Genomic DNA, 12449 nt, shown 5'->3' with positions numbered 1-12449 from the left:
AAGCGGGATTTGGAGACTTAGATGGTATTGCTAAGAGCATTTGTAGTAGCGGTAAATGAAAAGCAAGCAAACGAGTTAGCTCGTGAGTACATTTCCCTATTATATGAGATTTGCAATTTTAAGGTGCGAGTAGTTCAACCATATTGGAAGGTTAATGGGCAGTATGAAATACTGCTTGAGTGCGATGAAGGTAGTGATAAGTTAAATGTAATCGACCGATTTTTGAGTTTTAATATTTCTGGAGATATTTCTGTTTCAGATAGCGAGTTAATTATCAATGATCCTGAGGGAGATTTTTTCTTGAAGGGTGCTACTTGGGTTCATTTGGAGACTTTCTGATTGGTTCAGAACTAACGCAAGTAATGTAATTCCTGTTCTTTAACAATCTGTACTTACCGCCTTGAGCCGTTGGTTAAAGGCGGTATCTATCCGAATGGGCAGCGACACCTGGTTGCAGCGCCGTTATGTTGGTGGGGTCGCGGTGGTGAGCAAGCTGGCCACTCAGACGGCAGCGCAATCAGTGATTCGTTATATGCTGGGGGACCACCTGGGCTCTACCCATGTGGTTGCCAATGCCAATGGCGTTGCCGAGCAGGTGATGAGCTTTGATGTGTTTGGTGCCCGGCGTGATACCGAAAGCTGGGGCCTGCGCCATGCCGAGGCAAGTTCTGGCTTGCTAACCAGTGCTTTGACCTTACGGGGCTACACCGGCCACGAGCAAATCGATGATGTCGGCCTGGTGCATATGGGCGGGCGGGTGTACGATCCGATTTTGGGGCGTTTCCTGCAGGCCGATCCATTTATCCAGCAACCCAACAATATTCAGAACTTTAACCGCTATAGTTATGTGCTGAATAATCCGCTCAATGCGACCGATCCCTCGGGGTATTTTTTCCAGATGCTGGTGATTTGGGCAGCGAACTACGTGGCCGCAGCGACTGCCGCCACGGCCTTTGGTACGGCGCTCGGCATGGCGCTGACCGCTTATCAGTATTATGGTTATGCCCAGATGGCGGTGGGGGCCATCCGGGCCATAGAAGGCGGTGGCACGGCGATGGCGAACTTTGCCGGGGGGATGGCGAAGGGGTACGCGAAGGGACTGGCGTTTAATGCCGCGATGGGCGGGTTAATGAAACTGGGGCAAGGCCAGGCCGCAGCGGATAGCCCGAATGCGCCGCAGCCGGTGAATGATGAACAGGGAACTACGAGTTCCGATGGGCACGGAAGCAGTTCTCGAAGAAATTCTGATGGCTTGGATGGCAAAGGACCACATAAGGTAACTGCTGTTACTCAAGGCAAGTCATTGGCCGAATTACAGGAAGGTTAGCAGTATGTAGCTACTTTGTTTGGTAATAATGAATATAATACGAACAGTGTAGTTAAAGCTGAGAATGATTTTCTGGAGGCAATTCGCAAACACCCACAAGTCAATGAACTGACTTCTTCAGAGCTTGGTTATTTGCAGATGAGGCAGGAATATTTGCATTCGCAAGCTGTTGTAGCACAGTACCAATATAACGCATTAAAGTATGGTTCGCTGATCACTGGATTTACCGTATATGAATCCTTATCTAGAGCGGAGTTGGTTTATGGGTTAGGAAAAGATGGGCTGACTGTAAAAAATGTTTCCGCGGTAGCGGTTGAAGCACACAGTGAAATTTTATTAAAAGGTTCGAATAAGAATCCTGTTATAAGAGCCGTAAATGGTTTTGTTTCTGAGGTATTTAATAGAATGCCATGGGGTAAACAGTCAGATGACAAATAGCAATAATAAACTTGATGATGCGTTAATTGATCATAGTCTTAAGATTTGGATATTTATTTTGTTTGTAGTTGTGCCCCTAGGATTAGTCGGTGATCGTATTACGTCCGGTTATTATTTGTTTTTGCTCATGCCAATTGTTATAGGGTTGGTATATTACTGTGTGGTGTTTAATCGTTCTGATGGCTCATACTTATCCAAATGGTATTGGAAGTGCTCATTTATATTAGAGGGTTTTGTGCTGAGCGTGGCTTGTTTTGCACAATGGGCAGTGGATAGTAAGACAAACGAATCTTTACTATGGTTTGTCGCATTTGCTGGGTTTGCGATAATCAATATTGCAGCTGATTATGGGTATCGAACTTTAAATGAGCTTGAAGAATGAAATCATTATTTATATCCAGTCTGATTGTAAGTTTACTAGCTGCAGTAGCGCCTAAGCTGCATGCGGCAACAAAAGAATCATCAGTATTTGGCGAATTTGGAAGTGCGATTAGGGCTCTGACGCTATATCTTCGCTTTTCTAAAAAGATTAATGATCTATGCGATATGAATTTAAGCACTGGTAAAGACGATATTGATAACTTACTACAAGAAAAAATAGGTGTCTCATTGATTCATGTGAAGAATGTGTTTGGCGCTTCCGGTCAAGCCCACACAGAGTTTCATGCGAATCACTTGATTGAAGGGATAGAAAATTATATTGGATGTGATGAAGAGGAGCTTAGCGCTCTGCAACGGCATTTAATGCTAACTATCTACCAACCTAATTTTGAAAAGATTATGCGAATTGAAGATGCTGAGCGACTCAAAACTTTTATTAATGACTACCTCAAGCATTAATGGCAGTCCTCACCAACATAAAGCTGCGCCGTTTGTTATTGCCAATGGCGTGAAAGAGCAGGTAATGAGCTTTGATGTGTTTGGTGCAAGGCGCGCGGAAAGCTGGAGCTTGCGCTATGCTAGGGGCTGTTGACCAGTGTATTAACCCTTAGGGACCTCACCGGCCACGAGCAAATCGACGATGTCGGGCTCATCCATATGGGCGGGCGGGTGTACGATCCGATTTTGGGCCGCTTTCTGCAAGCCGATCCATTTATCCAGCAACCCAACAATATTCAGAACTTTAACCGCTACAGTTATGTGCTGAATAATCCGCTGAATGCGACTGATCCGTCGGGGTATTTTTTCCAGCTGCTGGTGATTTGGGCGGTTAACTACATAGCGGCGGCTACGTTAACAGGTGCTGCCTTCACCGCCTTTACCATGGCAATGACCGCCTATCAGTACTATGGCTATGCTCAGATGGCGGTGGGGGCGATGCGGGCCATTGATGGCGGTGGCACGGCGATGGCGAACTTTGCCGGGGGGATGGCGAAGGGGTACGCGAAGGGACTGGCGTTTAATGCCGCGATGGGCGGGTTAATGAAACTGGGGCAAGGCCAGGCCGCAGCGGATAGCCCGAATGCGCCGCAGCCGGTGAATGGTGAGCAGGGGACTGCGAGTTCGGATGGGCATGAAAGAAACTCTGCTGATTTGGACGGCAAAGGGCCGAATAAGGTAACTGCTGTTACGCAAGGAAAATCATTAAAAGAATTACAGCATGGGCTGCAAGTGGTGAACGATCTTTTAGGTAATGATGACTATGATGCAAATAGTGTGGTAAAGGCTGCTAATGATTTTTTGCAAGCGATTCGTAGGCATCCTCATGCAAATGAGCTGACATCTTTAGAACTTGAGTTATTACGCACAAGGGCGGATTTCTGGCACTCGCAAGCTGCTACGGCACGATATAGTTACAATGCTATAAAATATGGTTCATTAGTGACTGGTTTTACGGTTTATGAGTCTTTATCAAGAGCGGAGTTGGCTTATGGGACTTATCAAGATGGTATTACGGCTAAAAATGTTACTGGCGGCATTGTGGAAGCTATGTATTCCGCTATTAGTCGCGGAGCAAAGCATCCTGTTGTTAATGCTATCGGGGCTGGGGTCTCAGAAGTAATCAACCGCATGCCTTGGGAAAAGAAAAATGACAAGTAATCAGCATATAACTGACGCAGTTTATTTGCATAATGCACTATTCGCCATATTTGCTTTATTAGTGTTATCGCCTCTATGGTTTGTACGGGAGTACCTTGCAGCTGGAGTGTATTTTTACTTAGCCATACCTCTATCGGTAGGTGCACTCTACTACAGTATTGTGTTCTACTTTCTTAGAAGTAGCTATTTATCCAAGTGGTATTGGAAATTTTTATTTTTGTTTGAGGGGGGAGCGATGGGTGTGGCTTGTTTTACAAAGTGGGCAGTGGATAGCAAGGTAAATGAATCCTTACTGTGGCTTATTGCGTTTGCTGTGTTAGCTATCGTTAATGTTTCAGCGGACTACGGTTTCCGTACGTTGGAAGATGTTAATCAATGAAGTTAATTTATATTTTCACTATATTGCTAGCCAACATGATATCAGTCCAGGCACTAGCATCGGATGATATATCCGATCACAGTAAGTTTGCTAGAGCAATAGGAACTTTTTCACTGACTTATCGGCTCATTGAGCAGGTAAATGTTGCATGTGATATGCAACTACATACAGGTGAAAAAGAAATTGAGGAGCGCTTACAGCAGAGTTTTGGTTTGTCATTGCAGCAGGCAGAAACACTCTTTGCACCTTCTGCTCATTCGGATGTCATGGCTAGACAGTTAATAGCAAAATTATTAGGTAGTAAGGATATCTGTAATCATGCTGAGTTGATTTTATGGCATCACGCAATGCTTGAGAAGTTAAATAAACACCATGAGCTTATTTTGGAAATAAAAGATTTTGAAATGATTAGAAGGTTTATTGATCATAATAACGAAAGTTATTAGTGGTGAGTATACTTAAGTAATAAGCTGTAGTAAATCAGTAAAAGTTCTGTGACGAAATTCGCGAAATTTTCTACGGTCGAAATCGTCTACTGTTGGCATCAATTGAAATGGGTGTATTCCCTTTCATTTGTCTGTCCTCATTTCGTTTGTAATATGATTGTCATTGATGTAAATTTGTTCCTATTTTCTGGCTGCAATAAGAAAGTGAGAGTTTTAATGAAAAGATTAACCTTAGCCTTAGCAATGCTTTTCGTATCAAGTGATGTCCTTGCTCAACCAGTCATGGCTTGTGGCGAGGTAGAGCGACTGCGAGTTTGGGCGAGTGGTAGTGATGAATATGGGATCTGGGTAGAATATAAATCTAATCCACAGCCATGTCCTGGAGGCTTTTTTCTGCCACATGCCGCTACAAATAAAGACTTTGTGTATAGTTTAATTCTCTCTGCTAAGGCAGCGGGAGATAAAATATGTATACAAACATACCCTGAACGGCCAGCATGGAAAATTGGTAGTCGTTGTAGGATAAACTATGCAACGCACCAATAAGTCATAAAGGCACATTAAATAGTTTATCTGGCTTAGGTGATTCAAGCTTTAAGGGGTTTACGTTGAAGTTATTTATATTTAGTGTGTTTTTGTGTTTTGCTTCGGTTGATGCATTTGCAAGAGTTAATTGTCCTGCAGCTACCGTTAGTATGATTCAGGTGGAAAGTAATTTTGTGCTATACCAGCAACATGGTGGGCCATGGCGCCGACTGGGTGTTTTGGATGATGTTGGCACAAAAGAAAGGCTGTCTGTTTTATTGGCGGCACAAATGAGCGGTAAGAAAGTTTTTGTTTCTTATAAAAATACTCAATATGATTGTTCTGTAACAAATACAACTGAGTCGGCTTATATTGTACGGATTTATGCTGATTGACTTTAAATTTTATAGGCATCAATGGTTCTTTATGAATGCATCAGAATTAAATAGATTGGTTGCTGGTTTACTGCTTATGACGAGCTGCTCTGTGACAGCTGGTACCATAGTTTGTGAAGGTGAAGTCGAAGTGTTGGGATATCATGCAACTGATAAGATGATGATCAAGCTAAGCAGTATGAATGTGCCTGTTCACTTTTGTAGTCCAGACAGAGAGTGGTCTGTTTCTGGCACCTCTTATAAGACGGGGCCAAAAACCTGTCAGACACTGTATAGTACTTTTTTAGCAGCAAAAATTTCGGGCAAGACAATTTATAATGTGTGGTTTGATGGTGATGAGGTTCCAACAAGTTGTGATGCTTGGGATAGTTGGGCAAATACAAACATCCGGCACTTTAAGTTGTAAAGTAAAACCCCTGCAGTGAACACTAATGCGTTTCATTTTGGTGGTATGTAGCAATTAAAGTTTACATGCGCCAGAATGTCTGGGCAGTGGTAAGCTGGCAGAAATGATTGTGGGTTTCATTCCTCCTTTTCGGCGCTGGTCAAAGCAATATTTTTGCTTGGATAGAACGGAGTTGTTGTTGATCAGCACGTTGCCATCAACCTTGTGACCTAACGCCAGAAGCTCAGAGTGAGTATATATCGATGAGAAAAGCACTGATTGCTGTTTTGCTGTTTTGCTGTCTTGTTGCAGTTTTGCCGTAACTGCATCGAATATCTGGTGCAGTGGCAAAATACAGGGTGTCTATGTGCAGAGTAATGGGGATATAGTGATACAAGGCAGTTGGCGAAATGATTGGACTCGTATCTGCAATCTGCACGATGCGGAGAATCCAATCAGCACCGTGACTTGCTCGTTATGGGCATCCTATGCAGCCACAGCACGAAAGGATAACTTGAATGTCAGATTGATGTATTCAGGTGTCAATACGAGTTGTGCTGAGTTACCAACCTATCAGAATGCCCCTTACCCTTCCTATTTAATGTTGGCACCGGAGTAAGAAAGGTAAAGTTATGAAGAAAACGCTCTATGTATTGGCTCTAATGCTATGGTCACTGCCAGCGCTGGCAGGTGAGCAAACAGGTACTGTGAATCATTTGTTAGTGCGGGCCAGCGATGGTCTGGTTTATTTTTATCTTGAAGGCAGTGCAAAAACCAACAGCCCGGCCTGTGCCAGGAATGACTATTGGATGATCCGAGATGAAAATTCCGAGGTTGGAAAAAAACAGTACGCCATGCTATTGGCTGCTCAGGCATCCGGCAAGCGGGTCAAGGTGGTGGGACTGAATACTTGCCAGCGCTGGGGCGATGGTGAAGATGTGAACTTTATCCAACTACTGAATAATTAAAGCGGCTGCTCCCTGTGTTAACGTCCCAACCAATCCAACTGCCCTCGGGTGTTGGCACGTTTTTTCATCAGATTTTCAATCAGCGGCGTTAAGATGAGCTCCATCGCCAGGCCCATTTTGCCACCTGGCACCACCAGCGTATTGACCCGCGACATAAAAGAGCCGTGGATCATCTGCAGGTAGTAGGGAAAATCCACATGCTTGATGCCGCGAAAACGAACCACTACAAAGCTTTCATCCAATGAAGGGATGTCTTTGGCGCTAAAAGGGTTGGAAGTATCCACCGTCGGCACCCGCTGGAAGTTGATGTGGGTGCGGGAGAATTGCGGCGTTATAAAGTTAATGTAATCATCCATGCTGCGCACTATGCTCGACATCACCGCTTCACGACTGTGACCACGGTCATGGGTATCGCGGATGATTTTCTGGATCCACTCCAGGTTTACTATGGGCACCATGCCAATCAGCAAGTCGACATGCTGGGCCACGTTGTGCTGGTCGGTGACGACACCGCCATGCAGGCCTTCGTAAAACAGCAAATCGGTATTGGGGCGTAGCTCCTGCCAGGGGGTAAAAGTACCAGGCAACTGGTTGTATGGCACTGCCTCTTCAAAGGTATGCAGGTATTTGCGGTAGCGGCCACTGCCATTGCTGCCGTAGCTGGCAAAAAAGTCTTCCAGCGCGCCAAAATCGTTGGCTTCCGGCCCAAAGTAGCTGATGTGCTTGCCTTGTTCCATCGCTTTACGCACCGCCAAATCCATTTCGGGACGGCTGTAGCGGTGAAAACAATCGCCTTCAATAAAGGCCGCATCAACGCCCAGGGTGCGGAAAATATGCTGAAAGGCATTGCTGGTGGTGCTGGTACCTGCACCCGAGGAGCCGGTAATGGCAATGATTGGATTTTTATCGGACACTACAAGCCCACCCTATGGTATTGGATCCATACCTTATAAGACCTGTCGCTTTCAGGCAAGTTGCTTTCATTTAATCCCTATCCGCCGCATGCATCGCCTGATAACGCTTTTCCATCAATTGCTGCATAATACGGGCTTCGGTGTGGCTGACACCCAGCTCCGAGCGCAGCTTTTCCAGCATGGGCGCTGCATCAGGTAGCAAAACACCATCTTGGTAAGCTTGATCCAATGCCAGTTGGTAAAACTGGCGACGACGTGATAGCTGCTCGGAAAAACCAGAGGCCAGAATACCGGCCGGCAAGGCTACCATGCCAATACCAACAATGGTAATTAAGCCGCCAAAGAGTTTACCTAACTCTGTCACCGGTGTGACATCACCATAGCCCACCGTGGTTAGCGTCACCAGGGCCCACCACATGGCTTGGGGGATGGAGCTAAAATGTTCGGGCTGGATGTCTTTTTCCAGCGAGTACATGGCACAGGCTGCCACCAGCATAATGATAAAGAGCACTGCAAAAGCGGCAAAGAGTGAAAAACGCTCTTCTTTAAACACATTCATTAATAATTGCATGGCGCGTGAGTAGCGGGTGAGTTTGAACACCCGTAGCAAGCGGAATACCCGCAGGTAGCGTAAGTCGAGCTGGATAAAGAAGCCAAGGTAAAATGGCAGTATGGCCAGCAAGTCGATGATGGCCATTGGTGAGCCGATGTAACGCCAGCGCTTTTGCCAGTTGCTGCCGGCTTGCTGCTGGTACTCCGGCGCATCGACAATGCTCCAGATCCGGGTGCCGTATTCCAGCGTAAAGACTGTGATGGAAAAAAGCTCGAAGTAAAAAAAGTAAGCATGGTAGGCTTGATCCAGGCTTTCGATGGATTGCAGGATCAGCGCAATAATGTTTAAACCAATCAGCAGGATCAGCGCAATATCCACCCACAGGTAGCGCTTGTCGTGTTCAGTGGATGGTTCCAGCCATTTGGCCATCGTGGCACGTGCCAGCATGTTTAAGTCCTTGTTTTTCAAATGCGGGAGTCAAGCTATGTCCAGTTTATTGCTCACCTTATTTATCGTGATGCTGCTGCCTTACCTGGCTAAAGCGCCTTTGGTGTTGGCGATGAATCGTGAGCCTGAGGGCTACGATAACCATAATCCGCGCCAGCAGCAAGCCAGGCTGACTGGCTTTGGTCAGCGCGCCAATGCGGCGCATTACAATAGTTTTGAAGCTTTGGTGATCTATGGTTGTGCTGTTCTGGCAGTCGGTTTAAGTGGCCAGACGGGGGCCTGGGTGCTTGGCCTTGGGTGGCTTTTTGTGCTGAGCCGGTTACTGTATTTAGTGTGTTACTGGTACGATTTTTCCAGCATGCGCTCACTGGTATGGCTGCTTGGCATGGTTGCTGCTTTTACGATGGCTGGCCTGGCTGTCTGGGGAGGTTAGCCTGCCGGGATAAGGTTATCCCAGCAGGCTCAGGCCTACTTGTTAAAACGAACCGTGATGATGATGGGATCATGATCCGATGAGCGATATGGATCGGGTGCATACAAGCTTTGCTGTTGCGCCTGGCTCTTGTATTGCAGGCTGTATTCAAACAATACAGGTTCATCAGCGTTAATCGCCCAGTGTGTCACTGTAGGTTCCAGGCTGGCAAAAGCCTGGCTGGCAAGGGCGTGATCGAGCGAGCCACTTTTGCCGCGAAAGACAAAGGAGTAGGACGGCTGATCCGCTTTGGCATCCAGATACTGCCAGCCCTGTTGCTCCAGCAGGCGAACCGGGTCTTCCATCCGGTAGGCATTGAGATCTCCCATCAATAACTGGTAGGGGGTCTCCACCCCGGTCGGCTGTTGTTGCAGCCAGTTGTGCAAAGCGCTTGCTGCTTCCAGTCGGGCAGCATTCCAGCATGCCTGGCCATCGCCTTGATCGCGCATCAGGTCAAATTGTGGGTGCTCCTGCCGTGGACAGCCGCCTTTGGATTTAAAATGGTTGACACTGACGGTCAGCACTTGCCTAGAGCTCAGATCCATAAAGCTTTGGGCGACGGGTGCCCGGTGCAGTTGATGAAAGGGAGCTTGTGGCTGGGTTGCCGCAGTACCGGCTTGCTGCACCGCATCGGGCCGGTAAATCAAGCCGACCTTAATGACATCGTTGCCGGGTTGCTGTGCGGTTTCCACCATCGCATAAGGCCGCTCGGTCGCGGCATTTAACGCCGATACCAAGGTAGCAATGGCGCTGCCTGCCCCATAGCCGTTATTTTCCAGTTCAATCAAGCCAATGATGTCAGCATCCATTGCCAGGATGGCAGCCGTCAGCTTCGCCGTTTGGCGTTCAAACTCTGCCTGGCTGCTGGCACCACGCCGGGTCGGAAAGGGCGGATCCTGATCGGCTCCGGTAAAGAAGTTCAAGACATTGAAGCTGGCGACTCTCAGTTCATTTGCTTGCCGTGCTGCTGGTGGTTCGGGTCGGAGGTTTTGTGGCTGCCAATCAGGTTGGCGGGTAGGAACCAGCCGGTAGCCGCGTTGATCCTGAAACAGCACGCCCTCTACCTGAGTGAGCGTATCACCCAGCCGCAAGCTTTGTGCAGCATGCAAGCCCGTTGGCGGGTAAGGCAGTGGCTCTGGATTTTGTTGCAGGCTACCGTCGTCCAGCACCAAAGTTCGTCTATCTTGCAAAACTGCGTGAGCCTGGGCTGCGTCACCGGGCATGTGGATCTGGGTGGGGCTCCATAAGCGCTTGTCGGCCAGGGTCAGCTCGCCATGACGCCCTAGCCCAAAAGTACTGTTTACCACCAATGGTTGCTCGAAGGATAGCCACATGCCTTCCAGTGACTCCCAGCTCAGATGCTCAGGCAAAGGTAAGGTCACAGCCAAAGGAGTGGTCTGGCTTTGACCACAGCTTTGAAATTGCACATCAATCAGGCTGGTTAACTGCTCTACTTCAGCTACCCGTCCTTGCACCGCCAGTAATTGGCCAGGCTTCAGTTCGGCTAGGCGGCCATCATCGGGCAAAAAAATTGCTTGCGAGCTTACCTGCAGCGCAGGCTCGCCTGGTTGTTGCAGCAGCCAACCTGCCCGGGCTGAGCTAGGGTAAATGTAAGCAGTTAACACCCCCTGAGTCAGCAGGGTTTGGCCAAGTTTAGGGCTGTGTTCAGCTGTACCCTGAATGGCTGTTATCGGTGTCACCGAGCTGTCGCAAGAAAGCGGTTGCTGCTGTTGACAACCATTGAGCGTGAAGCCGGCAGCTAAAATGCAGAAAAAATACCCGATCTTGTGCATAACAAGTCCTGTCTTCCTGGCTAGAAAAAAACCGCCAAAGCGGGTTTGAGTTGTTGGTGGTAGATGCTATTTGTTACCAGCGGATTCGCGATTGACTGCACGGTAGCCAATGTCTTTGCGGCAGAACATGTCCTGCCAACTGATTTGCTGCACCAGTTGATAAGCTGCTTGCTGGGCTGTAGTGACATTTTCACCCAAAGCGGTAGCGCACAGCACCCGGCCACCATTGGTCACAACCTTGCCATCTTTGAGTTCGGTACCTGCATGGAACACCTTGGCTTTGGCTGAATCCGCTCCCTCAAGGCCGTGAATTTCTGCACCCTTGGCATAGTTGTCCGGGTAACCACCAGCGGCTAACACCACGCCAACAGCTGCATCGGAACTAAATTGAATGTCGTTTTGTGCCAGCTTGCCTTCTACTGCGGCCTGACAAAGAGCGACCAGATCAGATTCAAGCCGCATCATGATGGGCTGGGTTTCTGGATCACCAAAGCGGCAATTGAACTCCAGAACTTTGGCTGTGCCATCTGCTGCTATCATCAGGCCTGCATACAAAAAGCCAGTGAATACATTGCCTTCTGCTGCCATACCGCGCACTGTTGGTTCAATCACTTGCTGCATTACCCAATCATGTACTGCGGCTGTGACCACTGGGGCAGGGGAATAGGCACCCATGCCCCCAGTATTAGGCCCTTGGTCGCCTTCATCTCTGGCTTTGTGATCCTGCGATGAGGCAAAGGGCAGCGCATGGCTACCATCCACCATCACAATAAAAGAGGCTTCTTCACCGGTCAGAAACTCTTCGACCACCACCCGGCTGCCAGCATCACCAAACTTGTTACCAGCCAGCATATCATCGATGGCGGCAAAAGCTTCTGTCTCGGTTTGGGCTATAATGACGCCTTTACCAGCCGCTAAGCCATCAGCTTTAATTACGATAGGGGTGCCCAGTTGTTGCACATAGGCTTTGGCTGGGGCTATTTCGGTGAAAGTCTGGTAGGCAGCGGTTGGGATCTGGTGGCGGGCCAGAAAGTCTTTGGCAAAGGCTTTGGAGCTTTCCAGTTGCGCTGCTGCCTGCGTTGGGCCAAAGATGGCCAGACCGTCAGCACGAAACGCATCGACAATGCCTTTGGCCAGTGGGGCTTCTGGCCCAACAATGGTCAGTGCAACCTGTTGTTCTTTGGCAAAAGCCAGTAAAGCGGGTACATCATCCGCTGCAATGGCGACATTGTGCAGGTTTGGCTCGAGCGCAGTCCCTGCATTGCCAGGGGCTACAAAAACCTTTGTGACCAGAGGGGATTGGGCCGCTTTCCAGGCCAGTGCATGTTCGCGGCCACCGCCGCCGACTACCAATACGTTCATTCAAT

The 12449-nt window shown here is 48.1% G+C and carries 17 protein-coding genes; 13 read left to right on the top strand and 4 right to left on the bottom strand.

The genetic code is table 11. The annotated features are described in order from the left end of the window. Positions 1-21 precede the first annotated feature (21 nt). From ABC502_RS03020 to ABC502_RS02965, 12 genes are all read left to right on the top strand, one after another. Entirely contained in the window at positions 22-339 is a 318-nt protein-coding gene (locus tag ABC502_RS03020) for a hypothetical protein (RefSeq protein WP_345914844.1), read from the top strand. A 61-nt stretch (positions 340-400) separates the two neighbouring features. Beyond that, a complete protein-coding gene (locus tag ABC502_RS03015; RefSeq protein ID WP_345914843.1) occupies positions 401-1327 on the top strand; it encodes an RHS repeat-associated core domain-containing protein in 927 nt (308 codons plus the stop codon). A 15-nt stretch (positions 1328-1342) separates the two neighbouring features. Continuing rightward, positions 1343-1765, top strand: coding sequence for a hypothetical protein (locus ABC502_RS03010; RefSeq protein WP_345914842.1), 423 nt, complete (start codon positions 1343-1345; stop codon positions 1763-1765). Continuing rightward, positions 1755-2147, top strand: a complete 393-nt coding sequence (locus tag ABC502_RS03005) for a hypothetical protein (protein WP_345914841.1) — start codon at positions 1755-1757, stop codon at positions 2145-2147. The genes ABC502_RS03010 and ABC502_RS03005 overlap by 11 nt, the downstream gene beginning before the upstream one ends. Beyond that, positions 2144-2605, top strand: coding sequence for a hypothetical protein (locus ABC502_RS03000; protein ID WP_345914840.1), 462 nt, complete (start codon positions 2144-2146; stop codon positions 2603-2605). Before ABC502_RS03005 ends, ABC502_RS03000 begins: the two co-directional genes overlap by 4 nt. Before the next feature lie 129 nt (positions 2606-2734). Continuing rightward, positions 2735-3805 (top strand): RHS repeat-associated core domain-containing protein, encoded by a 1071-nt coding sequence (locus tag ABC502_RS02995; RefSeq protein WP_345914839.1) that lies wholly within the window; start codon positions 2735-2737, stop codon positions 3803-3805. Next, entirely contained in the window at positions 3795-4184 is a 390-nt protein-coding gene (locus ABC502_RS02990; protein ID WP_345914838.1) for a hypothetical protein, read from the top strand. Before ABC502_RS02995 ends, ABC502_RS02990 begins: the two co-directional genes overlap by 11 nt. Then, entirely contained in the window at positions 4181-4630 is a 450-nt protein-coding gene (locus tag ABC502_RS02985; protein ID WP_345914837.1) for a hypothetical protein, read from the top strand. The genes ABC502_RS02990 and ABC502_RS02985 overlap by 4 nt, the downstream gene beginning before the upstream one ends. 48 nt (positions 4631-4678) lie before the next feature. Further along, positions 4679-5176 carry a hypothetical protein gene (locus tag ABC502_RS02980; protein ID WP_345914836.1) on the top strand — a complete coding sequence of 166 codons (498 nt, stop codon included), beginning with the start codon at positions 4679-4681 and terminating at the stop codon, positions 5174-5176. Between the two features lie 62 nt (positions 5177-5238). Beyond that, positions 5239-5550, top strand: a complete 312-nt coding sequence (locus ABC502_RS02975; protein WP_345914835.1) for a hypothetical protein — start codon at positions 5239-5241, stop codon at positions 5548-5550. Positions 5551-5581: 31 nt separating this feature from the next. Continuing rightward, positions 5582-5956, top strand: a complete 375-nt coding sequence (locus ABC502_RS02970) for a hypothetical protein (protein WP_345914834.1) — start codon at positions 5582-5584, stop codon at positions 5954-5956. Positions 5957-6567: 611 nt separating this feature from the next. Next, complete coding sequence (locus ABC502_RS02965; RefSeq protein WP_345914833.1) at positions 6568-6903, top strand: hypothetical protein; 336 nt, start codon at positions 6568-6570, stop codon at positions 6901-6903. Between the two features lie 17 nt (positions 6904-6920). On the opposite strand, the gene ABC502_RS02960 is transcribed toward ABC502_RS02965, so the two are convergent. Next, positions 6921-7817 carry a phosphoribulokinase gene (locus ABC502_RS02960; RefSeq protein WP_305944086.1) on the bottom strand — a complete coding sequence of 299 codons (897 nt, stop codon included), beginning with the start codon at positions 7815-7817 and terminating at the stop codon, positions 6921-6923. A 70-nt stretch (positions 7818-7887) separates the two neighbouring features. After that, positions 7888-8817, bottom strand: coding sequence for an ion transporter (locus ABC502_RS02955; protein ID WP_345914832.1), 930 nt, complete (start codon positions 8815-8817; stop codon positions 7888-7890). Positions 8818-8854: 37 nt separating this feature from the next. Between ABC502_RS02955 and ABC502_RS02950 the strand changes: the two genes are divergently transcribed. Beyond that, positions 8855-9250 (top strand): MAPEG family protein, encoded by a 396-nt coding sequence (locus ABC502_RS02950; protein ID WP_330086781.1) that lies wholly within the window; start codon positions 8855-8857, stop codon positions 9248-9250. Positions 9251-9285: 35 nt separating this feature from the next. Here the strand turns inward: ABC502_RS02950 and ABC502_RS02945 are convergent, their stop codons facing one another. Both ABC502_RS02945 and purD read right to left on the bottom strand, forming a co-directional pair. Beyond that, positions 9286-11082 carry an ExeM/NucH family extracellular endonuclease gene (locus ABC502_RS02945; protein WP_345914831.1) on the bottom strand — a complete coding sequence of 599 codons (1797 nt, stop codon included), beginning with the start codon at positions 11080-11082 and terminating at the stop codon, positions 9286-9288. A gap of 66 nt (positions 11083-11148) precedes the next feature. Next, positions 11149-12444, bottom strand: a complete 1296-nt coding sequence (gene purD / locus ABC502_RS02940) for a phosphoribosylamine--glycine ligase (protein WP_345914830.1) — start codon at positions 12442-12444, stop codon at positions 11149-11151. Positions 12445-12449 lie beyond the last annotated feature (5 nt).

Origin of the sequence: Alkalimonas sp. NCh-2 (genome assembly GCF_039631345.1) — a bacterium.
Taxonomy (GTDB): domain Bacteria; phylum Pseudomonadota; class Gammaproteobacteria; order Enterobacterales; family Alteromonadaceae; genus Alkalimonas; species Alkalimonas mucilaginosa.
Note: the sequence above shows the minus strand (reverse complement) of the source record. Positions and strands in the feature narration are given on the sequence as shown.